Source organism: Rathayibacter sp. AY1C4 (assembly GCF_002932195.1).
Lineage (GTDB): Bacteria > Actinomycetota > Actinomycetes > Actinomycetales > Microbacteriaceae > Rathayibacter.
This window is the reverse complement of record NZ_PSWE01000008.1, coordinates 1-24,012: the sequence shown is the minus strand read 5'-3', so window position 1 is coordinate 24,012 and position 24,012 is coordinate 1. Positions and strand designations below refer to the sequence as shown.

The following is a 24,012-nucleotide window of genomic DNA, read 5'->3' as shown; positions in this document are numbered from 1 at the left end:
GCGCGCTCCGGACGGTATCCCCCTCCGAGCCGCCGATCTCCGGCGACCGCAAGTCTCGAGGAGTGCACGATGACCAGGAACATCAGAGTCGGTATCGCAGCTGTCGCCGTCGCGGGCGTGATGGCGGTGGCACCCGTGCTCGCCGGTGCGAGCAGCGTCGCTCCCGCCGCGGCGACCAGCGACTCCAGCAGCGCGTCGGACAGGAACCTGATCAACGCGGTCCGCTCCGTGGCGGCGAAGCTGCGGGTCGTCGGACTCTCCGACGGCGGCACGAAGCTCGTGCAGTTCAACCCGACGAAGCCCGGCAAGGTCACGAACGGCGTCGCCGTCACCGGCCTCACCGGCGGCGACACCGCGCTCATCGGCATCGACTACCGGGTCCAGGACGGCGCCCTCTACGGCGTCGGCGACAACGCGGCGAGCGCCGGCGTCTACTCCATCAACCCGTCCACCGGCGTGGCCACTCAGGTGACCCGTCTCACCGTGGCGCTGAGCGGCACCTCCTTCGGCGTCGACTTCAACCCCGCCGCCAACGCGCTGCGCGTGGTCAGCGACACGGGCCAGAACCTCCGTCAGCCGTTCGCCACCGCGGGCGCCGCGACGGTCGCCGACGGCACGCTCAGCTACGCCGCGCCCGCCGTGGCCACCGGTGTCGCCGGGGCCGCGTACACGAACAACGACCTCGACGCGAACAGCGCGACCACCCTGTTCGTCCTCGACACGGCCCTCGACCAGATCGCCATCCAGTCCCCGGCCAACGTCGGCACCCTGGCGCCGACCGGGAAGCTCGGCCTCGACGCAGCGGGTGCGACCGGCTTCGACATCTACTCCGTCCTCCGCAACGGCAGCTCCATCGGCTCGGTCGGCCTCGCCGCCGTCAACGGGTCGCTCTACGAGATCGGACTGCTGAACGGCACGGCGACTCCGCTCGGCGCCATCGGCGCGGACGTCACGGACATCGCCGTCCCGCTCGTCCAGCGCTGACCCGAAAGGCTCCGGCGACCGCGCCCCTGCCGACCGACGCTCCCGGTGAGCGCCGGTCGGCAGGACGCCGGTCGGCAGGACGCTCCGGCGGGCCGCCGGGGCCGAGAGCCCTCGTCGGAAAGTTCACTCAGCTATGCATCACCGTTCACCCACCGATGCGGCGATGAGGAGTGAGATGAGCGTGCCCCTTTCCGGGGTCTCACCTCTCAAGGAGTCCACGACGTGACACGACTGTTCCGCTCCGCGAACCGCGGACGCTCCGCTCTGGCCCTCTCGGCCGCTGCTCTGGTCTGCGCCGCCGCCCTGGCCGCACCCGGCGCCGCCACTGCTGTCGGTGCCGCCGACCTCTCCGCCACCGGCGGAGCCGCCCGCATCTCCCCGGTCGACGCCGACCTCTCCGACTCGCTGCGCGCGGCGGTGAAGGAGCAGGACGCGAAGAACGTCATCCTCCTCATCGGGGACGGCATGGGCGATTCGGAGATCACCGTCGCTCGCAACTACCAGTACGGAGCGGCCGGCCGCTTCCCCGGGATCGACGCCCTGCCGATCACCGGCCAGTACACGACCTACTCGCTCTACCGCGCGGACGACCCGGCGGCGGGCGCCGTCAAGGGCGCCCCGGACTACGTGCCCGACTCCGCCGCCACCGGCAGCGCCTGGGCCACCGGCACCAAGACCTACGACAACGCCATCTCGGTCGACATCGACCAGCAGCGCAAGGACACCCTCCTCGAGATCGCGAAGGCGAACGGCCTGAAGACCGGCAACGTCACCACCGCCGAGATCCAGGACGCCACCCCGGCCGTGCAGGCCGCCCACGTCGACGCCCGCAGCTGCTACGGACCCGACAGCGCGAGCTGCGGCGACGACGCGCTGGAGAACGGCGGACTCGGCTCGATCAGCGAGCAGATCCTCGACACCCGCGCCGACCTGACCCTCGGCGGAGGCTCGGCCAGCTTCGCGCAGGTCGCCCGCGCCGGCGACTGGAGCGGCGAGCCGCTGTTCCAGCAGGCCGCGGAGCGCGGCTTCCAGGTGCTCGGGGACGCCACGACTCCCGCCACCGCCGCGCAGCTCGACGCGCTGACCGTCGCCGACCAGGACGCGCCCGTGCTCGGACTGTTCAACTCCGGCAACCTGCCCGTCCGCTACGCGCCCACCCCGGCGACGGTCGGCGGAGCGGACGCCGCCCCGCAGACCTGCGCCGCGAACCCCGACCGTCCGGCCGAGCAGCCGACGCTCCGCTCCATGACCGAGAAGGCGATCGACCTCCTCGACACGGGCGACAAGGGCTTCTTCCTCCAGGTCGAGGGCGCGAGCATCGACAAGCAGGACCACGCCGCGAACGCGTGCGGCCAGATCGGCGAGACCGTCGACCTCGACGAGGCCGTCCAGGCCGCGCTCGCGTTCGCCGAGGCGGACGGGAACACCCTCGTCATCGTCACCGCCGACCACGCCCACTCCAGCCAGATCGTCGACTCGACCCCGCCGACCTCGCTCAGCACCGCGCTGAAGACCGCCGACGGCAGCACCATGAAGGTGTCGTACGGCACGGCCGCCGAGGGCGGATCGCAGCAGCACACCGGAACGCAGCTGCGCATCGCCGCCTACGGGCCGGGCGCGGCGAACGTCGCCGGGCTCACCGACCAGACCGACACGTTCTTCACCATCACGAACGCGCTCGGAGTGGACCGCGACATCCGCTCGATGAGCTTCGGAGCCACCGCCGAGCTCTCCGGCTCGTCGTTCGCCCCCGGAGCCGACGTCACTCTCACCGCGAAGGGCTTCAACGGAGACACGCAGCTGATCGGCTCCGCGCCCCTCTTCACGGACCGCACCGCGACCCGCGACCTCGCCGGCGGCGGCCTCACCGTCACGGCGAAGGCGCCCGCCACGCCCGGCGACTACAGCGTCACGGTGACCGGCGACCAGACCGGCAAGGCGATCACCCTGCCGTTCACCGTCACCGAGCGCCCGAAGTCGAGCACCCCCATCACCGACAAGGTCAAGGACCTCGGCGAGAAGCTGATCGACAAGATCCGCCAGCACTGAGCACTCGTCGGCCCGGCTCCTCTGGAGGAGCGCGGGCCGACGGAGTCGCGGGAAGGGCCGTCCCTCGGGGCGGCCCTTCCTCGCGTCGGGGGGGGTGTCGGCACGACCGGACCGGTGAGCTCGCCTCCGATCAGGACGCGCCGACTCCCGGCGACCGGTCGCGATGCGGCACGGCCCCCGCGCGCTGCACGATCGAGCGGATCAGCGCTTCGAGCAGCAGCGCCGCCCGGCTCGCTGTCAGCGGAGTGGGCTGCCGATCCGACGAACCACTGCGACTCCCCTCGGAGGAACAGCCCGCTGCTCGAAAAGGTCCGGCTCATCAGAGGGAAGCGCGACTCGGCGGTCGGTGCGGTTGATGTAGAAATCGAACCCGCTGCCGTCGATCGTCCGCCGCGAGTGGAAGACGGCGCCGACCATCTCCGACGGGAGCTCGGAGGCCACTCCGGCGGCCTCGAGAAGTTCGGCGACGACATCGAGGAGGTCACCCCCTCGGAGACGGGTCGAGACGTAGGAGGCGCTGCCCGCTCCGGCCGCGCGCCGCGTCACCGCCGGCTCGCCCGCGTGCGGTCCTGTCGCGTAGCGGCGGACCACCCGCGTCTCAGGACTGCGAAGCTGGATCCCCTCGGTCCACAGGGATCCGCGCAAGTCACCCTCCAGCAGGACGTGCTCCTCCTCGAGGAGCGGGTGGAACTCCTCCACTCGGATGCCGAGGAGGTCGCGCAGAGCACCCGGGTAGCCGCTGGCGACGACGTGGTCGTTCTCGTCGGCGATCCCCGAGAAGTACGTGGTGATCAGGTTCCCGCCGCCCTCGACGTAGCCGGTCAGCTCGCGACCTGTCCGCCCGGAGACGAGGTAGAGCATCGGAGCGACGACGACGTCGTACGGGGTCAGGTCGGTGCCCGGGGTGATCACGTCCGCGCGGACGCCCGCGTCTGCGAGCGCGCGCCACCAGTCCAGCGCCTCGCGTCGGTAGCGCAGCAGCGTGCTGGGGTGCGATTCCAGCTCGCTCGCCCACCAGGAGTCCCAGTCGAACAGGACGGCGACCGGGGCCGCCTCGCGCCGGCTCCCCGCCACATCGTCCAGCCGGCGCAGCCGCTCCCCCAGCTGGACGACGTCGCGGAACAGCTGGCTGTCCTCGCCGGCGTGGGGCAGCATCGCGGAGTGGAACTTCTCCGCTCCGGCGACGGACTGCCGCCACTGGAAGTAGCAGACGGCGTCGGCGCCGTAGGCGACGTGGGTGAGGGCGTCGCGCGCCATCTCCCCCGGCTGCTTGGGCTGGTTGACCGGCTGCCAGTTCACCGCGCTGGTCGAGTGCTCCATCAGGAACCAGGGCGATCCCTGCGCGACGCCTGAGGTCAGCGCCGCTGAGAAGGCCAGCTCGTCGAAGGACTGCTCCCCGGCGAAGCGGTAGTGGTCGTTGGAGACGAAGTCGACCTCCCGCGCCCAGTCGTCGTAGGCGGCGTGGTTCTTGCCCTCCATGATCATGAAGTTGGTCGTGACCGGGATGTCGGGGGTGATCCGCCGCAGCACCTCGCGCTCGGCGACGAGGTACTCCTTCAGGGCGTCGGAGGAGAAACGGAGGAAGTCCAGGCGCTGGGTCGGGTTCGGCAGGGCCGCCACCAGACGCGGAGTGAGCACCTCCTCGAACGAGCTGTAGCGCTGCGACCAGAACGCTGTCCCCCACGCCGCGTTGAGGCCGTCGATGCCGGTGTAGCGGTGCTCGAGCCAGGTGCGGAACGCCCGCGTGGCGTCCTCGGAGTGGTCCCAGGCGTTGTGGCAGCCGAGCTCGTTGCTGACATGCCAGGCGACGATCGCGGGGTGGTCCCGGTAGCGCTCGGCGATGCGCTCGACGAGCTCGAGGGCGTGCGCTCGGAAGACCGCCGAGGTGGGACGCCAGTGCTGCCGGCCCCCGGGCGAGAGGATCCTGCCGTCGGCGGTGACGGGGAGGATCTCCGGGTGGGCCAGCGTGAGCCAGGGCGGCGGGGAGGCGGTCGCCGTCGCCAGATCGACTCCGATGCCTCCGGCGTGCAGCAGGTCGAGGACCTCGTCGAGCCAGGCGAAGTCCCACTGGTCGGGGGCGGGCTGGATCTTCGCCCAGGAGAAGATGGCGACGGAGACGACGTCGACCCCGGCCTCCTGCATCAGCCGGACGTCCTCGGCCCAGACCTCGCGCGGCCACTGATCCGGGTTGTAGTCGGCGCCGAAGGAGATGCGCGGGGTGCGCTCCTCGCCGGTGCGGAGCCATCGGTGGTTCATGGGAGCCTCTCGTCGGTGTCCGGGCGCCGTGAAGACGGCGACCGCGTGTCGTGTGGGGTCGGGTCGGGTCGAGCGCGATCAGGCGGAGCGCTGGGAGAGCGGGGAGATGACGAGCTCGTCGATCCGCACGTGGCGGGGTGCGTCGACCACGAACATCGCCGAGCGGGCGATATCGGCGGGCGCGAGCATCACCGATCGGGCCGCCGCGCCGGGGACCTCGGGCCGCTGGCGCAGGAAGTCGCTGTCGATGTCCCCGGGGCAGAGGAGTGTCGCGCGGACGCCCGAGTCCGCCTCCTGGTCGTTGAGGGTGCGGACGACCGGCGCGAGCGCCGTCTTCCCGGCGCTGTAGGCGACTCCGGCGCCGGGCGAGGGGCGCCAGCCCGCGATCGAGGAGACCACGACGATCACGCCGGATGCGGCGCGCAGTCCCGGAAGTGCGGCGTCGGCACTGCGGACGACGCCGAGGAGGTTGGTCTGCACGACGCTCGCGAACTCCGCCATCGACTGGTCCGCCCACGCCCGCCGCGGGGTGTTGGCACCGGCGGAGAGAATGACGGCGTCCAGGCGGTCGGTGCCGGTCGCGGCGGCGATCGCCTCGACGCGCTCACGGGCGTCGTCCGCGGCGACGTCGAACGGCAGCTCGAGGGCGGTGCCGCCTGCGGCGCGGACGAGTCCCGCCGTCTCGGACAGCTCGGGCGCCCTGCGCCCCGAGAGGGCGACGGTCCACCCCCGCTCCCCCAGGGCCGTCGCGCAGGCGCGCCCCACTCCGCTTCCGGCTCCTGTCACCCAGGCGACTCGCATCTCCGCGTCCATGAGATCTATAATAAGCAGACTTTTCAGAACGACGGGGGTAGGACATGCTGATGGATCTCACGGATCGGGTCGTCCTGGTGACGGGTGGCGGCCGGGGCATCGGGCGGGCGCTCGCTGAGCGGTTCGCCCTCGAGGGTGCGAAGGTGGCGGCGTTCGACGTCGCCTTCCCGGAGGGCGCGCCCGAGGGCGTCCTCCAGATCGAGGGCGACGTGACCGAGCCCGACTCCGTGGCGAGCGGCGTCGCTCGCGTCGCCGAAGAGTTCGGCGGTATCGATGTCCTGGTCAACAACGCGGGCATCAACGTCGAGGGCCGGGTGGAGGATCTCGATCTGGCCGCCTGGCGCCGCTGCTTCGACGTGAACGTCGGCGGCGTGTTCCTGATGTCGCAGGCGGTGCTTCCGCATGTGAAGGCCTCCGGTCATGGACGCATCCTCAACGCGGCCTCGTTCGCGGCGATCGTCCCCTCGGTGGGCGCGGCCGCCTACGGCGCATCGAAGGCGGCCGTCGTGCAGTTCAGCCGGGTGCTCGCCGGCGAGCTGGGGCCGTGGGGCGTCACGGTCAACGCCTACGCTCCCGGTATGATCCCGAGCGCCATGAACGGTTTCGAGACGATGCCCCAGGCGGCTCAGGACCGGCTGCTCGACACGCTGACCCTCCGCCGCTGGGGCACCGCCGACAGCATCGCCGATCTGCTCGTGTTCCTCGCGAGCGACGCCGCCGACTACATCACGGGCACGCTCATCGACGTGAGCGGCGGAAAGCTCGCCACGCAGCTCCCGCAGCGCGCCTACGAGGGAGTGGTCCCACCCGTCTCATGACTCATCAACGCTCCCTCGTCGACACCATCGGCACCGCCATCGTCGGTGGAGATCCGCCGACGGGCACGGTGCTGAACATCGAGACGCTCACCCGCGAGCACGGCGTCTCGCGGTCGGTGATCCGAGAGGCTCTGCGCATCCTCGAGACGCTCGGGATGATAGTCGCCCGCCAGCGGGTGGGGATCACCGTCCTCGGCCGCGAGCACTGGCAGCTCCTGGATCCGCGGGTCATCGCCTGGCGGTCGCACACGGACGACGCGCAGATCCAGCTCCGCGAGCTCATGCAGCTGCGCACCATCATCGAGCCGGCGGCGGCGGAGCTCGCCGCGGTCCAAGGCACGGAGGAGCAGCTGACCGCGATCGTCCGGGCCGCCGAGGAGATGACCGCGACCTACCGCGACCGGCGCGTCGCCGCGTTCACGCGGGCCGACCTCGACTTCCACTCGGCGATCGTCGTCGCGGCCTCGAGCTCCGTCCTCGCGCAGCTCTCCGACACCGTCCTCGCCGCCCTCCGGCTGCGCTACTCCGGCAGCGTGCCGGTGTTCGACGAGGAGGGCGAGCGGGCCCTGGCCATCCACGTCCGGCTCGCCGACGCGCTCACCGCACGCGACGCCGGAGCAGCGGTCGGCCTCACCCGTGCGCTCGTCGATCAGACCCGGGGCCGCCTGGAGGAGCCCGTGGAGCACCCGGACGACGCGGTCGCGGCGACGCCGGGAGGCGGCGCATGAGCTCCGCCGTCCCCGCCTACTGGGAGGCCGCGGTGTGCATCCCGCCCGTGTCGCATCACGCCGAGGGCCCGCTCTGGGACCCGCGCGGCGACACGCTGATATGGGTCGACCAGTACGCGGGACTCGTCCGCTCCGCGACCCCGGAGGGTACGAGCTTCCTGCTCCGCCCCCCGATCGCCTTCGACGGTCCCGTGGGCGCCGTCGTCGGAGACGTGCGCGGCGGCTGGCTCGTCGCGGCTGCGGACGGCCTGTGGTCCCTCTCCCCAGAGGGCACCGTCTCCCCCGTCGTCGACGTCCTTCCGCGCGACGGCGTGCACCGGCGCATGAACGACGGGAAGGTCGATCCGGCCGGCCGGTTCTGGTTCGGCACGATGGCGATGGACAAGCGCTCGGGCGCCGGCTCCCTCTACGCCCTCGACCAGGGCGTCGTCACGGAGGCGGTCCCCGAGGTCACGATCTCCAACGGTCTGGCCTGGTCCCCAGACGGCGGCACGATGCATTACATCGACACCCCGACCCACCGCATCGACCGGTATCTCACGGAGGGGTCCGCCCTCCGTCGTGACGGATCGCTCGATCTGTCGTCGCGGCCAGGGAGCCCGGACGGCATGACGATCGACGACGAGGGGGCGCTGTGGGTAGCGATGTGGGGTGCTTCGGCAGTGCATCGCTACGACCCCTCCGGCGAGCTGATCGGTGTCGTCCACGTCGACGCCCCGCAGGTCTCCAGCGTGACCTTCGGCGGACCCGATCTGGACACCCTGTTCATCACGACGTCCCGCGAGGACTACTCTCCCGCCGATGCCGCCGCGCACCCTCTCGCCGGAGCGCTGTTCCAGGTGCGGCCGGGAGTCCGCGGCACAGCGGCCGTCCTGTACCGGCCCTGATCGCTCCGCGCCGATCCTCTCCGGTCCCGCGGAGCGCGGCGGCTGTCGCGGGACAGTCGATCGCGCCCTCGACCGCACATGAGAGCGCGGCGCGGGGAGGCCCCGCGCCGCGCTCTCGTATCGCTCAGCGACTCCGTATCACTTGTTGACGGAGAAGCCCTGCTGGTCGCCGTACTCGACGAGCTGGTCCTGCCAGTCCATCAGTCCGCTGCCGATGTCCTCGTGGTTGACGAAGGACTGACCGACGGTGTCCGGGAAGACGCTGTTGGCGTAGACCTGGAAGGGCAGGTACTGCCAGCCCGTGCTGACGGTGCGGGACGCTTCGACGAGGATCTCGTTGATCGCCTGCCCGCCGAAGTACTCGGGGGTCTGCGCCAGGAACTCGTCCGACTCGAGGTCGGCGACGGTCGCGGGGAAGCCGCCGGACTGGAGGAAGATGTCTATGCTCTCGTCGTCCGAGTTCAGCCACCGCACGAACGCAGCGGCCAGAGCCTTGTTCTCGCTCTGCTCGAGCACGACCTGTCCGCCGCCGCCGTTCTCCGAGTTGCCGCCCGTGCTGCCGCCGTCGACGGTGGGCAGGGCTGCGGCGCGCCAGTCGCCCGCGGCCTCGGGCACGGAGGACTCCAGCACGCCGGGCATCCAGGCCCCGCTGAGGAGCGTGGCGATGGTGCCGTCGCCGAGTGCGCGGTACCACTCGTCGCTCCAGCTCGGGATGTCCGGCAAGAGCTCGCCCTCGGTCAGGCGGGACCAGTTCGCGGCGAAGGCCTGAGAGCCCTCGTCCTCGAGGTCGACGGAGATCGTCGTGCCGTCGTCCGCGACCTCGAACGGGCGGCCGCCGGCCTGCCAGATCATGCTCGTCGCGAAGCCGGGGTCGCTGGTGTCGCCGGCGATGTAGGCGTCGGGGTTCGCTGTGTGCAGCTTCTGTGCGGCGGCGTAGTACTCGTCCCAGGTAGTGGGGACCTCGATGCCGTACTGGTCGAAGACGGCCTGGTTGTAGAACATGGCCATGGGGCCGGAGTCCTGCGGCAGGCCGTACAGGCCGCCGCCGATGCTGACCGAGCTCCAGGGACCGGTACTGTACAGATCCTCGAGGTCGGCGAGGCCGTACGGAGTCAGGTCGACGAAGGAGTCGGCCAGCGCGAACTGCGGGATGGCGAAGTACTCGACCTGGGCGACGTCGGGCGCGCCGGAGCCGGCGGTGATCGCGTTCTGCAGCTGCGTGTACTCGGTCGTGCCGGTGCCGACGTTCACGACGTTCACATCGACGTTCGGGTAGGCCTTCTCGAACGCGGCGACCTGCGCCTCGGCGGACGGAGTCCATGTCCAGTAGGTCAGGGCGCCGCCCTCTTCGAGGGCCGCGTCCAGGTCGGCCGCATCGGCGTCCGAGTTCGTCGCGCCGCCGGCGGCGGAGCAGCCGGAGAGCACCAGGCCGAGGGTGAGCGCGGCGCCCGCCAGGGTGCCGAAGCGGCCGAGACGCCGCCTGCTGGTGGAGTGAGTCATGGGAGTTCCTTTCGAGTGACTTCGTTGTACGGGAAGGGAGGGGAGGAAGGAGGTGCGGAGGTTCACTGCTTGACGCTTCCGGCGGTCAGACCCGACTGCCAGTAGCGCTGCAGGAACAGGAACGCGATGACGATCGGGACGATCGTGAGCAGCGAGCCGGTGATCACGAGGTTGTAGATCGGCTGGGCTCCGACGCCGGTCGCCTGCGCGCTCCACTGGCTGAGGCCGACCGTGAGCGGATACCAGGTCGGCTCGCTGAGCATGATGAGCGGCAGGAAGTAGTTGTTCCAGGTGGCGACGACGGTGAGGAGGACGACCGTGACGATGCCCGGGGAGAGCAGTCGCAGCGAGATGGTGAAGAAAGTGCGGAACTCGCTCGACCCGTCCATGCGTGCCGCCTCGAGCAGCTCGGTCGGGACGGCCTCGGTGGCGAAGCTCCAGATGAGGTAGAGCGCGAAGGGGCTCACGAGCGAGGGCAGGATGACCGCCCAGGGCGTGTTCGTCAGTCCCACCTGGCTGAACATCAGGAAGGTCGGCACGGCCAGGGCGGTCCCGGGCACCGCCACCGCCCCGAGGATCAGGGCGAAGACGCCCCGCTTCCCGGGGAAGTCGAACTTGGCGAGTCCGTAGCCGGCGACCGTGGCGAGGAGTGTCGCTCCGCCCGCTCCGACGACGACGTAGAGCAGGGTGTTGGCGAACCACTGCAGGAACACGCCGTCGCGGTAGGTGAGTGTCTCGTAGATGTTCTGGAAGAGCGCGAACTCGCCGCCGAAGCCGAGGCCGAAGGTGGAGAGCAGATCGCTCTGGCTCTTGGTCGCGTTGATGAGGAGCCAGACCAGCGGGACCACTGAGTACACGACGAAGACGACCATCATGACGGCGAGCAGGATCGAGCGGCGCGGGCGTCGAGCGCGGGGGCTGGTGCGTGCGTAGGAGACGGTCATCTCAGCGCACCTCGGAGCGCTGTCCGCGCAGCTGCACGATGTAGGCGATAACGGCGGTCAGGAGCCCCATGACGATCGCCACCGTGGCCGAGTAGTTGTACTGCTGGCCTGCGAAGGAGAGGTTGTAGGCGTACATGTTCGGGGTGAAGTAGGTGGAGATCACGTTGGGGGCCAGCACTTTCAGGAGGTTCGGTTCGTTGAAGAGCTGGAAGCTGCCGATGATCGAGAAGATGGTGGCGATCACGACCGCGCTGCGGATGGCCGGCAGCTTGATGCTCCACACCACTCGCAGGCCGCCCGCTCCGTCGAGGTCCGCCGCCTCGTAGATGTCGGCGGGGATGACCTTCAGTGCCGCGTAGAAGATGAGCATGTTGTAGCCCAGGAACTCCCAGGTGACGATGTTGCCGATCGAGCCCAGCACCCACTCCGAGCTGAACGGCTGCAGGATCTCCGCGCCGAGCAGATCGTTGACGCTGCCCGTGAGGCCGAACTGGTTGCCGTAGAGGAAGCCCCAGATCAGTGCTGCCACGACGCCGGGAACCGCGTAGGGCAGGAACAGCAGGATCCGGAACGCGCCTCGGCCGACGAGGTGGGCGCTGTCGATGGCGAGAGCGGCGACGAGGGAGAGCACCAGCATCACCGGGACCTGCACGACGAGGAACAGCGTGACGCGGCCCAGCGACTCCCAGAAGCGCGGGTCCTGCAGGAGGAGGACGTAGTTCTCCACTCCCACGAACGCGTTGCCGCCGACCAGCTGCTGGCGGAACAGGCTGAGGTAGATCGCGTAGATCACCGGCGCGACCAGGACCGCCAGGAACACGAGCATGAACGGGCCGATGAACCCCCAGCCCCGCCAGTCGCGGCGGGCGCGGCGGGCGCTCACCGGTCGGGCTGTCGTCAGAGACACCATCGTCGCTCCTCAGTCGTTGAGATTTTTGGTCACGTGACCATCTGGGTCCGGACTCTAGCATGGAGCCATGAGCAACGAGAAGGATCCCCGTGCGACGCCTCCTCCCGCGGCCCCGGTGCGCGCGGACGACCAGGATGTCTGAGGCGCACCGTCCCGGTGCGACGAGGCACAAGGGACCGTCTCAGAGCGACGTCGCCGAGCGGGCGGGGGTGTCGAAGCAGACGGTCTCGCGCGTCGCGAACGGGGCGCCCGAGGTCGACTCCTTCACCCGGGAGAAGGTCCTCCTGAGCATGACCGAGCTCGGCTACCGGCCCAATCGCGCGGCCCGCGCGCTCCGATCGGGCCGGTACCGGAACATCGGCGTGGTGCTCTCGACCCTCTCCTCGTTCGGCAACCGCCGAACCCTCGAGGCGATCTCCGCAGAGGCCAACCGGGCCGGGTACTCCCTCACGCTCATCACCGTGGACGTCTCCAGCCGGGACGAGACGAGCAACGCCTTCTCGGTGCTCGCCGACCAGGCCCTGGACGGCATCATCATCGTGCTCGAGCAGTTCCACTACCGAGACAACCCGGACGTGCACCTCCCGCCAGGCGTTCCCGTCGTCTCCCTGGACGCCAGCCGGGAGACCAGCCATCCCGTGGTCGACTCCGACCAGAGGCACGGCGCACTGCTCGCCACCCAGCATCTACTCGACCTCGGGCACGACACGGTCTGGCACGTCAGCGGACCGAGCGACAGCTTCGCGGCTCTGCGACGGGAGGCCGCCTGGCGGGAGGCGCTGCGTGAGCGCGGCATCGAACCGCCGGCCACCCTCGCCGGCGACTGGTCGACCGGATCGGGGTACCGCGCCGGAGTCACGCTGAGAGAGCGGGATGACGTCACCGCAGTGTTCGCCGCCAACGACCAGATGGCGCTAGGAGTCCTCCTCGCCTACCACGAGGCGGACATCCCCGTGCCCGGCCGGGTCAGCGTCGTGGGGTTCGATGACATCGAGGAGGCCGAGGCCTTCTGGCCCCCTCTGACGACGGTCCGCCAGAAATTGATGGAGGTCGGCCGTGTGAGCGTTCGGACACTCGTCGCGGTCATCGAGGGCCGCGAGGCCGTGGATGCTCGAACGACGGTCTCAACCGAACTGATCGTGCGGCGAAGCACGTCGTCCCCTCCTCCGCGAAATGGCAACGCGACCGATCATCGGGGTGGATGAAGCCGTCGGAGCGGCGATTCGAGGTCGACGGCAGGCGGCCGATCGGCGAGAGACGCGAGATGAGCACACGGCTCATCCGAAGATCCGCGGTGCGGCTGGGTGTGGACCGAGCCGAAGCGCTGGCTTGCGTGGACTCGCTGACCAGCGCGCGCCGTCCGGCTCGGCGGCGATCACGAGGGTGCAGTGGTTGGTCGAGGGGATGTGCACGAGCGCGAACCGACGCCCGTGCGAGAAGCTGCCGGTGGGCGGGGGCGTCCTGGTGGTCTCCTGCCCGGACGCGGACAGCGACAGTGTGGATCGGCTCAGCATGCTCTCCGCCTGGGACGGCAGCGCGTCCGGATCCGCGGTGGGCGAACGCGGGTGAAGACGCTGAGGGGGGACGACCTGCGCGCCGTCGCCCGATCCCTCTGCTGCGCCGCCTGCGTCGGCGATCAGTCCGCGGCTGCTGCGCCGAGCGCCGCCTGCACCGCGCGGATGCTCGATCCGAGCACACCCGAGGTCAGGAGTCCCGGACCGAGCGGGCCGGACGGGTCCTCACCGAGGAGCGGCAGGGTCCGCAGCGCCGCCCGCACCTGCCCGCTCATGTGCCCCAGCTGCCACCGAATCTCGGCCTCGCCGCCCTCCCGCGTCGAGGCCAGCCCGACCGCCTTCACTGCGTAGGCGGCGGCGCCGAGCGCGTGAGCTCCCATGTGGGCGACGCCGGACGCCTGTCCCGCCGACCGCGCCGCAGCCTTCGCCGCCGGAGAGATCGCCGACTGCGCCGCACGACCCGCGACGAAGCGGAGCCGGATCTCCCCCGCCGCGTCCGACTCGCCCCGCGAGAAGGCTCGGGCGCGGGCGATGCCGCCCCGTGCCCGGACGTCGTCGGGGGCCTCGGCCTCGAAGAGGGGGAGCACCCTCTCCGCGCAGTCGGCGGCCCACGCGGCGACGAGGCGACGATCGGCTTCGGACAACGACTGCGGGGACATGCCAGCACTCTCGCAGACGGCTCGAGCGTCCGTCCGTCCGGAGCCGCCCGTGGCCGCGGTCGTCGGGGCGGATGTGCCGGTAGTTCCCGCTCATCGGCGCCCGACCCGCGGAGGGGCGCCCGGCTAGAGTACGTCGGCGATCGCGGCGAACGTCCTGTCCGGGTCCTCGAGCTGCATGTCGTGGTGCACGCCCGGGATCCGGCGCACCTGCCAGCCCCGCTGCTCGAGCCGCGCGGCCAGGGCGTCAGGCAGCACCGCCGGCGACTGGTCGGAGAGCACGATCGTCGACGGGACCGCCGGCGCCTCGACCGGGACCGGGTGGAAGGCGACGTCCCGGAACACGCCGACGGCCATCCGAGAGTCGAACCGCTTCTTCGCGTCGTCGAGGAGCGCGCGGGTCTCGGGGCTGTAGGCGGCGCGGACCGCGGCGCTCGCCCGCGCCTGTCCGAGCTGGGCGATGCCGAGCGACAGGAGCGGCGCCGCCCAGAACAGCCGTCCGGCCAGGCCGCTCGTCGGGAGTGACAGGGCAAACCCGGGATCGAGGTAGACGGCCCGGCCGGGCGCGAGTGCGGCGACGGCGCGCTGCAGCACCGCGCCGCCGAGCGAGTGGCCGACCACGCTGTGGAGCCCTGCCGGCAGCGTCTCGACCAGATCGGCGGCCATGTCGTCGATCCGGTACGACTCGGCCCGCGGGCTCTCGCCGTGCCCGCGCAGATCGACGGCGGTGACGGTGTGACGGCCGGTCGCGCCGAGCCGCTCGACGAACGGCCCCCAGGTCGCCGCCGACGCACCGAGCCCGTGCACCAGCCCGACGTGTCGCGGTCCGGATCCGGTGGTGAGGGTCTGCAGGCGCATCCCCTGATCCTGCCGGAGACGGCGCCTGAGGCGGAGGCGCCGGGCGGATGCGGAGCCTGCTGCTGCACCCTCTGCGTCGACGATCGCGCCACATCTCCTGCCATCGAGGTGTGCGCTCTTGACTCCGCCGATGAGCGCTGGGAGGTTCTCCGGATGCGATGGCACTCCGCCGTCCGCCCGAGCAGCCGGCCGAAGAGAGGACCTCCATGACAGCGACGAGCAGAGCCACGGGAACGGTCGGCCGGACCGCCGTCGTCTTCGGGGCTGCGGGTCTCGTCGTCGGGGCCGTCGTCGGCGGAGCCGCCGTCTTCGGAGCGGGGCTCCTCCTCGACGACTCGAGATCGAGGATCACGATCCGGGACATCACCCGCGCGGAGCTGGACGGACTCGAGCGCGCTGCCGCTCCGAGCAGGGAGGCCTGCGGAGATCGTCGTGGGTGCGTGGAGGGCGTCGACGGGCCCGGGGCGTCGATCCACCGCTACCACTCCCTCGATCTCGCGCGCCAGGCGACGGTGTACAACACGAGGGATGTCTACCGGTCGGACCGGCTCGTCGTCGAGTTCGAACCGGATCTGGGCCGCGATGAGCGGCACGACCTGATCCAGGTGATCGAAGGGACCTGGACCGGGAGCAGCGACTGACGGGCGTGAAGCGAGCCGCCCGGACGGCGTCGACGAGCGACCGGAGGGCGGGGCCCTCGACTACTCGCTCAGCGCCGATCCTCCTTCGGAATGCCCACCGGACAGGGGCCTCCGCAGGGGGTCCGCTCCGGTGCGGTACGGACCTACGCTCGCCCCATGCATCTCCGCACTGTCGCGATGAGGCCTGGCGCCGCCGCTCTCGGGCCGGTCGGCGCGCCCCCACGGACCGCGCTGGACGACGTGCTCGCCCACCTGGTCGCGGCGCTCGCGATCGGATCCGGCCTGCTGCTGGTGCCGGCGGGCGTCGGCGGAGTGCCGCTGCTCGCCACGGGATCGGCTGGAGCGAGCGCCTTCGACGCCTGGACGCTGATCCGCACCACCGTGGCGCTGCAGGTCGGCATCGCCGTGCTCGCGATCGGTCTCGGCGCCGTGGCGCGGACGCGCGGACCCGCGGGAACCCGAGCGGAGCGCTGGTGCGTGGTCGCCGCGATGAGCGCCGCGATCGGCGTGGTGCTGCTGGTCGTGCCGCCGGTCTGAGGAGCCTCCGGAGAGCGACGACCACCGGCCCGTCAGAATCGCCGCGCCCGGCCGTGACCGAACCGTCACCTCGCGCCGCGCGGCGTGATCGGATCGTTGCAGGATCCGGCACCGGCTGAGGTTCCGCATAGGACACACTCGGCCACAGGGGGCGATCGTCCCCCGCTCATGGGGAAGCCGACCGCGATCAGCGGCTCGGAGAAAGCAGGAATCGTGCGTTCTGCGCGACGACGCCACGGCGTCACCATCATCACCACTGCGGCACTGCTGGGGGCGCTCGCGTTCCCGTCCGTCGCCCTGGCCACCGAGGTCGTCCCTGACGCCGCCTCGAGCCCCGCACCGGCCGAGCCGGCTCCCACCGCGGAGCCGACCGCGACTCCGGAGCCCACGGCGACGCCGCAGCCGGCCTCGACTCCGGCGCCCACTCCGGCTCCGACCACCGCGCCCGTCGAGAGCGCGCAGTCGCCCCTGGCGATCGCCCTCGACCGCACCACCTACGAAGCGGGCTCGGCGTTCTCCGCGATCCCCTCGGCGGAGGGCTGGGCCGGCGGCCTGGACGTGTCCGGGACCGGTTTCCAGCCCGGCACCGTCGCCGTCGTCGTGCTCCGCGACGGCGCCTCGGAGGAGGCCGTCACCACCAGCGTGATCACCGCCTCCGGCGAGCTCCGCCTCCAGGACTGGCTCCCCACCGACGCGGACGGCGTCGCGGTGGACCCCCACCTCCCGCTCCCCGGCGAGACGATCTCCGTCGTCGCGGAGGGACTCGACGCCTCGGGCGCCCGTGTCGCCTCCGATGCCGTCGAGCTGACCGTGACGCAGCCCGACACGAGCGTCGTCTTCCAGAACCGGGAGGACGGCGGGGTGCTCCCGGCCGGTGCGGACATCCAGGTCGGAGAGTTCCGGATCTACGGCGTCGTCGCCTCGTTCCGCGGATTCGACCGCGGCGAGGACGTGTCCGTCACGCTCACCGCGCCCGACGGCAGCACCTCCGCCCTCGTGCCCCCCGCGCCGACCCCGCTCTCGGGCGAGGCCTTCGTCCTGCTCGACGCCGACACCATGGCGGACCAGCTGGGCACCTTCTCCGTCACCGCCACGGGAGAGACCAGCGGACGCTCCGTGACGTCGTCGCTGGAGCAGGTCCCCTCGCGCACCGCGATCCGGATCTGGCCCCAGGGGGCTCCGCCCGAGCCCGCCCCGGCGGACGGACAGCCCACCAGCGGTGGCGCTCTCCTCGGCTTCGGCGCGGACGAGACCGTCTCGATCGGCGTCTTCTCGACCTCGGGTGCGCGCCAGACGCTCACGGGCGGCGGCTCGAGCCTCGAGGTCGGCGTCGACGGGCTCGGCTGGAGCCTGATCTCCCTCGGCGAGTACCCTCTGCAGGACCCGGCGAGCGAGATCTACTGCGTCATCGCCCGCGGCACGTCGAGCGGTCTCGTGGCGAGCACCTCCTACGACTACACGCTGACGGAGGAGGACCCGATCGCCGGAGAGGCCGACTGCTCCGCCGCGGTCGCCGCCGTCACGGCGCACCCTGCCGGCGCCGGGCCCGCAGTGCACCCGGCCGGCTCCGGACCCGCGGCGCAGACGGGCGGCCACCGCCCCGTCCTCGCCTCGACCGGCGTCTCGACGACCGCGCCGCTCGCCCTGGCCGCCTTCGGCATCCTCGGCGGTCTCGCCCTGACGGTGCTCCGCCGCCGCCGCGCGTAGACGGCCGCGCACCGCGCACGACGAAGGCGCCCGGGCACACCGCCCGGGCGCCTTCGTCGTCGCGAGACCTGTCGGGTCAGTCGGACGGCACCGCGCAGGTCTCCTCCGCCGCGGTCTGACCCGGAGCGTCGACGGCGACGGGAGCGGGATCCGTCGGAGCCGCGCCGCCCTCCGCGGGCGTCTCCGCCGCGGGCGCCTCCTCCGCCGGAGCGTCGGACGCGAGGGTCACCGGCTGGTCGTTGAGGACGCGGCTCATGAGCTCGGCGCCGACCTCGGCGTTCGGCACGACCTTGCCCGGGTAGTCCGGGTCGTCGAGCGCCGGGTACTGCACGAACACCATCTTCGAGAGGTCGACGTCCTTCAGCGCGAGGGCGAGCGAGATCATCGTCGCCGGGCTCGTGAGCGACGTCGACAGGTGCACGTTCGACGAGGTCGCCTGCGCGAGTCCGTAGAGGGCGGGGATGTTCGAGAGGGTGTCGGCCGAGCGGACGGTGCGCATCAGGGAGGCCAGGTACTGCTGCTGCGACGAGATGCGGCTGAGGTCGCTCTGGTCGCCGACGCCGTGGCGGCTGCGGAGGAACGAGAGGGCCATCGACCCGGAGACGGTGGAGGTGCCGGCGGGCAGGTCCAGGCCCGAGTCGGTGTCGAGGATCGGACCGGTGAGGCAGATCGGGACCCCGCCGACGGCGTTGCTCATCTCGATGACGCCGTTGAAGGACACCCAGCCGGCGTAGGGCACCGTCAGGCCGGTGAACTGCTGCAGGGTGTCGTTGACGCAGGCGAGCCCGCCGTACTGGAACGCGGAGTTGAGCGGGACGCCGGCGGCCGCCTCGGTGACGACGCCCGTCTCGGGGTCGGTGCACGCGGGACGGTCCAGGATCAGGTCGCGCGGGAAGCTGATCACCGTCGCGCTGCGGTGGTCGGCCGAGACGTGGAGCAGGATGTTGACGTCGTTGAGCGTGTCGTCGCGGACGCCGAAGGAGTCGCCCTGCGTGGCGTCGTTGTCGGTGCCGACCACCAGGACGTCGAAGCCGCCCTCGACCGCGCCCATCTGCACGTTCCCGGCGGTGGGAGGAGCGACGCCCAGATCGACCGCGTTGTCGGCGACGTTCCGGCTGATGCTCACCGTCGCGATCGCCACGAGCGAGGTGGCGCTGACAGCGAGGACGCCGACCACCGCCGCGATCCCGACCACCACTGTCCGCACCCCGGACCGCCGCCGGAGCCGCCCGTGCCGCACCGCGCGCTCGTGAACCCTCATGCGCTCCCACCCCTCGCCCCGCCCGCCCGTTCGCGGACGCAGTCGCTCGCCAGTGTAGGCAGGCCCCCTCCGATGCGGCGCGGAACGGCCCTGCTACCGTCGTGCGCGCATCGAGGAGCGGAGGAGGAGCCGTGGAACGCCGAGTCGTCGATCCCGTCACGCAGATCGAGTGGATCGTCCCGCCGTTCGCGACGGAGGAGGACACCCTCGCCCGCGCGCGGGCCGATCGGGAGGGGCGGCTCGCCGACCTCCGCCTGTACCCGGACCACGGCGCGGAGTATCCGCTCTGGGCGGTCGACGGCCCGGTCGACGACCCGGGTGCGATCGGCGTCCCGGAGGCCCTGCACGGACCGCTGCTCCGCTGGCAGGAGCTCTGGGCCGCCGGATGCGACGTGTTCGAGGGCTGGAGGAGCGCCGAGGCGGAGGAGCGCTGGCTCGCCCTCGGCCGGGAGCTGCACACCGAGCTCGAGGCCGCCCTCTGGCTGACGACCCGGGTGCTCGCCTGCTTCTGAGGGCTGCTGCCCGGGCATCCGCGCAGAAGCCGCCGGCGCAACCCGTCCCCGGACCGGCCCCCGCGTGCCTACCCTGGACGGTGCGCTCTCCTCGTCTTCTGCAGCAGGTCGTCGGCAAGCTCGGTGGGCAGCGGCCCGCGGCCCCGGTGAGCCGTCGAGCGCAGCGGGCGCTCCTCGCCGAGCAGACGGTCCGCGGGGTGCTCGAGCTGGCCGTGCGGCTGGGCGAGACGCTGCTCTCGCTGGGGTCCGCGGCCGCCGAGGTGACCGAGACGATCCAGCGGGTGTGCCGCGCGTACGGCATCGAGTGCCAGGTCGACCTCACCTTCACGTCGATCCTTGTCGTGCACGACGGAGGCGACGACTCCCCCAGCGTGAGCGTGCTGCGCGTCGTCCCCTCCCGCAGCGCCGACTACGAGCGGCTCGCTCGCGTGACGGCGCTCGTCACCGCCATCACCGAGGGCTCGCCGGAGGTGCGGGTCGCCGACGCCGTCGATTCCGCCGAGGCCCGCGAGGAGGCCCGGCACCAGTTCGAGGCCGCGCACGACCGGCTCGACGCGATCCTCGTCCAGCCGCACCGCTACCGCCGCGGAGTCGTCACCCTCACGCTCGCGCTGATGGCCGCGGGCGTCGCGCTCCTGCTCGGGGGCGGACCCCTCGTCGTGCTCCTCGCCGCCGCGACGGCCGCCGCGATCGACCTGGTCAACCAGCTGCTCGCCCGCTGGGGCCTGCCCGCCTTCTTCCAGCAGATCGCGGGCGCCGCGCTGGCGACCGGAGTGGCGGTGGTGCTGCTCGCGGTCGTGCCGCGTCTGCCCGTCGAGCTGGCGGTGCTGCCGCCCGCGCTCGTCGTCGCGTCGGGGGTGGTCGTGCTCCTCGCCGGGCTCTCGTTCGTGGGAGCGGCGGACGACGCGATCAACGGGTTCCCGATCACCGCGGGCGGCCGACTGCTCGAGGTCGGGCTGCTGACGCTGGGCATCGTCGTCGGGATCGCCGTGGTGCTCGACGGCGCGCGCTCGCTCGGGGTCGAGCTGGTGCTGGTCGACTCCTACGCCCGCCCCTGGCCTGCCGCTGTGCAGGTGCTCGGTGCCGGGGTCGCGGCCGGCGCCTGGGCGCTCTCGTCGCACACCCCGCCGCGGCCCGCGCTCATCGCCGCCCTCACCGGAGCCGGCGCGTTCCTCGTCTCCGACTCCTTGACCACCTCGGGCTTCGCGCCGCTCATGGCCAACGCCCTCCCGGCGCTGGCGATCGGCCTGCTCGGCGAGATGCTGGCCGAGCGGATGCGGGTGCCCGCCGTGGTGACGACCGCGTGCGCGATCGTCCCCCTCCTGCCCGGCCTCACCCTCTACCGCGGCGTCCTCGGTCTCACCTCGAACGCCGGCCCGAGCGCCGGGATCGAGCTCCTGCTCCAGGCGGGCATGATCGCGCTGGGCCTCGCCGGCGGAGTCACGCTCGGCCGGATCGCCTACCGTCGCCTGCGCACCCCGATCGTGCGGGCGGTGGCGCCGGTCCGCGCCCGGACCCGCCGGGACCGCGGGATCGAGCAGGCCCTCGCCGCCGACGTCCTCTACCCCGACGGCGCAGAAGCGGGGCAGACGGACGCAGGGCAGGACGCCACGGCGCCGGGCAGCGGACCCGGCCTCCCGGCGTCCGACCCGTCGGCGCCGGCCGCGGTCGACCCCGCGCCGCTGCCCGACGAGCCGGCGGCTCCCGCGGAGGAGCCGTTCACCCGCACCGGGATCGTCCCGATCGTCAGCACGATCGGCGTGACGGAGCCGCTGCCGATCGTCACCGAGGAGGATCCGGCCGACCGGGGCTGACGACAGGGCCTGCTCCCGCGGTCGGCTCCTCGCCGCAGAGGGAGGCGCCGCGCCGGTCAGTCCGCGTGGCCCCGCACGACCGCGGTCCGGCGGGTGTCGATCACGATCACCGAGCCGAGCACGATCAGGGCGAGCGACACCGAGGCGAGCGTGTCGGTCAGCCAGTGGTAGCCGAGGTAGAGCCGGGCGACGATCTGGCCGGCGATCATCCCGAGCGAGAGCGCGAAGCCCCCGATCATCCAGCTCCGGGAGGAGCGGCGGGAGGCGAGGAGGAACGTGGTGATCAGGAAGAAGTCGCTCACGCCGGTGACGTGGCCGGAGGGGAACGAGAACGTGCCGTCGGGCCCGAGCAGCATGTACTCGACCGGCGGGCGCATCCGCATCACGAGGTGAGCGGCCAGCTGCACGCTGAGCATCCCGACGAGCATGCCGCCGGCCAGGAGGATCGGCCGCCAGAGGTGCCGGGCGAGGACGAACCAGAGCACGAGCACCGCCAGGATGATGACCGGCAGGTAGACCGGCCCGAAGACGGTGGCGAGCGCGTCCATCACGACCGTGCCCTCGGCGGAGCGCTTCTCGCGGAACCACTCGGCGACGACCGGATCGAGGACGGTGAGGCCGGTGCCGCTCGCGACCTGCGCGGTGAAGGCCGCGAAGAGGACGACGCCGACGCCGATGAGGCCGAAGCCGGCCCGGTCGAGGCCGCGGCGCGCCTCCGGGGCCATCACGCGCTCCTCCACGAGGAACCGCTGGTGGAAGAGGGCGCGGCGCGAGAGGGCGGGGGTGCTCATCCGCTCACCCTAGGGCTGCGGAGGCGCCGCCGACCGGGCCGTTCGCTCAGCGTCCTGCCGCGTAGTGCGTCTGGATCTGCTCCGGCGTGAGGACCGTCGAGTACACCGCGGCGTAGCGCAGGCTCCCGCCGAAGTACGAGGAGCCGACGTTCGGCCACTGGCCGCCCAGGCTGTCGTATCCGATCTTCCAGGTGCCCGTCGTGTTCTCGGCCGTGCGGTACGTGCTGTTCGAGGCGACCTTCACGCCGTCGACCCAGAGCGCGATGCCCGCCGTCGGCGAGAGCGTGGAGACGACGTGGTGCCAGAGCCCGTCGTTGACGGCTCGGGTGCTCGTGATGGTCTGCGCGGCGCCGTTGTAGACGCCGAAGACGAGCTTGCCGTCGGCACCGATGTAGGTGTGGCGGTCGTACTGGCCGCCGGGAGCGGTGGCGCCCGCGCTGAAGCTGAAGAGCTTGCCGCCGGCGTTCGTGGTCTTGAACCAGATCTCGGTGCTGAAGGTGCCGGGGTTCCTGATCTCCAGCGGCGTGCTCAGGTACTGGTTGGTGCCGTTCGGCGTCCACGAGCCGCCCGCGTCGCGCGGGCAGGCCTTGGGCGTCGCTGCGGAGCTGACCATCGCGGTCGGGAAGAGGCTGGTGGAGCGGTAGGTGCCCGGGTACTGGCCGGAGTCCGTGTCGGGCGCGGTCGTCGATCCGCTCGGCTGCGCGAGCGTGTAGGCGAAGAGCGCGGCCCCGCGGTCGGCGGCGAGGGCGCCGTCGCAGGTGAAGAACGCGGCGGCGCTGCCGACCGTGTTGGTCGAGTTCAGGATCGAGGCGGTGTACGCGCCGGAGGTGGCAGGGGCGGTGAGCAGCACGGCGGCCAGGGCGGCGGCGGCGAGGGCGGCGACGACAGACCTCGGGCGGGCGAGGAGGGTACGCAGCCGCGCGGCCGGCGAGGCGGCGGAGAGGCGGTGCCGGCTCATGCCGTCTCCTCCTCGCGGGCGGCGCGGCGGCCGCGCTCGGCGGTCCGCTCCGGCTCGCCGGGGAGACCGACGAAGACCGTGTAGAGCACCGGGATCGCGCAGAGCAGGACGAAGAGGACCCAGCCCCAGAACGGCAGGTGCAGAGCGGAGGAGAGGGCGTAGGCGTCTCCGTCGTGCGCCGGGATCTGCAGGCGGCCGACCTGTCCGGAGACCAGGTCCACGGGGTCGGCACCCTCGGCGCTCACGCGGATGGGGAGGACGCCTGTCGAGACGAGCGTGGCGTTCGTCGTGCCGCTGTCCACGGTGGCCTCGAGGACGACGATGCCGACCAGCGGGCGGAGCACGAAGACGGTGACGGACGCGACGAGCGAGAGGCCGAGGATCCGCATCGACGCCCGCTGGGTGGGCGAGGCGATGAAGCGGGTGAGCAGCTGCACGAGGACGGCGCCGATGATCAGCAGCGGCAGGCCGCGCACGAGCCAGCCGAGCACCGGCAGCGCCGTGGTGACGACTCCGATGAGCTGGTCCTGGCCGGTGGCCCACGGATCGACGGCACCGTTGATGTCGCCCTGGGTGCGGAGCGTGCCGTCGTCCGCGATCTCGACGACCCGGTGGGTGTAGGTCTCGTCGGGCGTGGTGGTGGGGTGGAAGCTGACCGCGTCGCCGACCCGGACGTCCTCGAGGGCCGTCGGCTCGGTGAGGACGAGGGTGCCGACGGGGGCGGCCGTACCCATGGAGGGCGTCTGCACGATGAACCAGCGTCCGCCGGACGCGTGGAACAGGAGCGCCGCCGCGACCAGGACGGCCAGCAGAGCGGTCGTCGTCCAGATGAGGGCGGTGCGGAGGAGGGTCGCGTCGAGCCGGTCGTGCGCGG

Annotated in this window: 22 protein-coding genes; 11 read left to right on the top strand and 11 right to left on the bottom strand. The window is 72.0% G+C overall.

The features are described 5' to 3' along the window. Positions 1–69: 69 nt before the first annotated feature. Together C5C99_RS05640 and phoA are read left to right on the top strand one after the other, a co-directional pair. Entirely contained in the window at positions 70–984 is a 915-nt protein-coding gene (locus C5C99_RS05640) for a DUF4394 domain-containing protein (RefSeq protein WP_219813606.1), read from the top strand. 222 nt (positions 985–1,206) lie between these two features. Then, positions 1,207–3,033 carry an alkaline phosphatase gene (gene phoA, locus C5C99_RS05635; protein ID WP_308471806.1) on the top strand — a complete coding sequence of 609 codons (1,827 nt, stop codon included), beginning with the start codon at positions 1,207–1,209 and terminating at the stop codon, positions 3,031–3,033. Positions 3,034–3,270: 237 nt separating this feature from the next. Here phoA and C5C99_RS05630 read toward each other — a convergent pair whose 3' ends face one another. Both C5C99_RS05630 and C5C99_RS05625 read right to left on the bottom strand, forming a co-directional pair. After that, on the bottom strand, positions 3,271–5,289 hold the full coding sequence (locus C5C99_RS05630) for a beta-galactosidase (protein WP_104277810.1): 2,019 nt from the start codon (positions 5,287–5,289) through the stop codon (positions 3,271–3,273). A gap of 78 nt (positions 5,290–5,367) precedes the next feature. Further along, positions 5,368–6,102, bottom strand: a complete 735-nt coding sequence (locus C5C99_RS05625; protein ID WP_104223304.1) for an SDR family oxidoreductase — start codon at positions 6,100–6,102, stop codon at positions 5,368–5,370. A 50-nt stretch (positions 6,103–6,152) separates the two neighbouring features. Here C5C99_RS05625 and C5C99_RS05620 point away from each other — a divergent pair, with 50 nt between their 5' ends. The 3 genes from C5C99_RS05620 to C5C99_RS05610 are packed head-to-tail and all read left to right on the top strand — an operon-like array spanning position 6,153 to position 8,535. Further along, the gene (locus C5C99_RS05620) at positions 6,153–6,920 is read left to right on the top strand and encodes an SDR family NAD(P)-dependent oxidoreductase (protein WP_308470860.1); all 768 of its coding nucleotides are present in this window, start codon (positions 6,153–6,155) and stop codon (positions 6,918–6,920) included. Further along, positions 6,917–7,648 carry a FadR/GntR family transcriptional regulator gene (locus C5C99_RS05615; RefSeq protein ID WP_104223306.1) on the top strand — a complete coding sequence of 244 codons (732 nt, stop codon included), beginning with the start codon at positions 6,917–6,919 and terminating at the stop codon, positions 7,646–7,648. Before C5C99_RS05620 ends, C5C99_RS05615 begins: the two co-directional genes overlap by 4 nt. Then, positions 7,645–8,535 (top strand): SMP-30/gluconolactonase/LRE family protein, encoded by an 891-nt coding sequence (locus tag C5C99_RS05610; RefSeq protein WP_104238876.1) that lies wholly within the window; start codon positions 7,645–7,647, stop codon positions 8,533–8,535. The genes C5C99_RS05615 and C5C99_RS05610 overlap by 4 nt, the downstream gene beginning before the upstream one ends. A gap of 138 nt (positions 8,536–8,673) precedes the next feature. Here the strand turns inward: C5C99_RS05610 and C5C99_RS05605 are convergent, their stop codons facing one another. From C5C99_RS05605 to C5C99_RS05595, 3 genes are all read right to left on the bottom strand, one after another. After that, positions 8,674–10,035, bottom strand: a complete 1,362-nt coding sequence (locus C5C99_RS05605) for an ABC transporter substrate-binding protein (RefSeq protein ID WP_104247122.1) — start codon at positions 10,033–10,035, stop codon at positions 8,674–8,676. 62 nt (positions 10,036–10,097) lie between these two features. Further along, positions 10,098–10,979, bottom strand: a complete 882-nt coding sequence (locus C5C99_RS05600) for a carbohydrate ABC transporter permease (protein ID WP_104223309.1) — start codon at positions 10,977–10,979, stop codon at positions 10,098–10,100. A gap of 1 nt (position 10,980) precedes the next feature. Next, positions 10,981–11,889, bottom strand: coding sequence for a carbohydrate ABC transporter permease (locus C5C99_RS05595; RefSeq protein ID WP_104339753.1), 909 nt, complete (start codon positions 11,887–11,889; stop codon positions 10,981–10,983). 134 nt (positions 11,890–12,023) lie between these two features. Here C5C99_RS05595 and C5C99_RS05590 point away from each other — a divergent pair, with 134 nt between their 5' ends. Continuing rightward, the gene (locus C5C99_RS05590) at positions 12,024–13,094 is read left to right on the top strand and encodes a LacI family DNA-binding transcriptional regulator (RefSeq protein WP_104223311.1); all 1,071 of its coding nucleotides are present in this window, start codon (positions 12,024–12,026) and stop codon (positions 13,092–13,094) included. 431 nt (positions 13,095–13,525) lie between these two features. Here C5C99_RS05590 and C5C99_RS05580 read toward each other — a convergent pair whose 3' ends face one another. Both C5C99_RS05580 and C5C99_RS05575 read right to left on the bottom strand, forming a co-directional pair. Further along, on the bottom strand, positions 13,526–14,062 hold the full coding sequence (locus C5C99_RS05580) for a putative immunity protein (RefSeq protein ID WP_104247124.1): 537 nt from the start codon (positions 14,060–14,062) through the stop codon (positions 13,526–13,528). A gap of 123 nt (positions 14,063–14,185) precedes the next feature. Then, positions 14,186–14,917: an alpha/beta fold hydrolase gene (locus C5C99_RS05575; protein WP_104339752.1), complete on the bottom strand. Its 732-nt coding sequence runs from the start codon at positions 14,915–14,917 to the stop codon at positions 14,186–14,188. Between the two features lie 206 nt (positions 14,918–15,123). Between C5C99_RS05575 and C5C99_RS05570 the strand changes: the two genes are divergently transcribed. From C5C99_RS05570 to C5C99_RS05560, 3 genes are all read left to right on the top strand, one after another. Then, positions 15,124–15,558, top strand: a complete 435-nt coding sequence (locus tag C5C99_RS05570; RefSeq protein WP_104339751.1) for a hypothetical protein — start codon at positions 15,124–15,126, stop codon at positions 15,556–15,558. A gap of 156 nt (positions 15,559–15,714) precedes the next feature. Next, positions 15,715–16,095, top strand: coding sequence for a hypothetical protein (locus C5C99_RS05565; protein ID WP_146085471.1), 381 nt, complete (start codon positions 15,715–15,717; stop codon positions 16,093–16,095). 213 nt (positions 16,096–16,308) lie between these two features. Further along, entirely contained in the window at positions 16,309–17,802 is a 1,494-nt protein-coding gene (locus C5C99_RS05560; protein WP_146085470.1) for an LPXTG cell wall anchor domain-containing protein, read from the top strand. A 76-nt stretch (positions 17,803–17,878) separates the two neighbouring features. Here C5C99_RS05560 and C5C99_RS05555 read toward each other — a convergent pair whose 3' ends face one another. Further along, positions 17,879–19,063 carry an LCP family protein gene (locus tag C5C99_RS05555; protein ID WP_146078973.1) on the bottom strand — a complete coding sequence of 395 codons (1,185 nt, stop codon included), beginning with the start codon at positions 19,061–19,063 and terminating at the stop codon, positions 17,879–17,881. Positions 19,064–19,194: 131 nt separating this feature from the next. On the opposite strand from C5C99_RS05555, the gene C5C99_RS17055 reads away from it, so the two are divergent. Beyond that, complete coding sequence (locus tag C5C99_RS17055) at positions 19,195–19,575, top strand: hypothetical protein (RefSeq protein ID WP_181027137.1); 381 nt, start codon at positions 19,195–19,197, stop codon at positions 19,573–19,575. Positions 19,576–19,655: 80 nt separating this feature from the next. Then, the gene (locus tag C5C99_RS05550) at positions 19,656–21,389 is read left to right on the top strand and encodes a threonine/serine exporter ThrE family protein (protein ID WP_181074550.1); all 1,734 of its coding nucleotides are present in this window, start codon (positions 19,656–19,658) and stop codon (positions 21,387–21,389) included. A gap of 56 nt (positions 21,390–21,445) precedes the next feature. Here the strand turns inward: C5C99_RS05550 and C5C99_RS05545 are convergent, their stop codons facing one another. The 3 genes from C5C99_RS05545 to C5C99_RS17050 form a co-directional block, all read right to left on the bottom strand. Further along, positions 21,446–22,180, bottom strand: coding sequence for a phosphatase PAP2 family protein (locus C5C99_RS05545; RefSeq protein WP_104339747.1), 735 nt, complete (start codon positions 22,178–22,180; stop codon positions 21,446–21,448). A gap of 46 nt (positions 22,181–22,226) precedes the next feature. Further along, positions 22,227–23,138: a LamG domain-containing protein gene (locus C5C99_RS05540; protein WP_104247132.1), complete on the bottom strand. Its 912-nt coding sequence runs from the start codon at positions 23,136–23,138 to the stop codon at positions 22,227–22,229. Continuing rightward, on the bottom strand, positions 23,135–24,012 hold an 878-nt coding region (locus C5C99_RS17050; protein WP_104339746.1), incomplete at its 5' end, for a S26 family signal peptidase. The genes C5C99_RS17050 and C5C99_RS05540, both read right to left, overlap by 4 nt.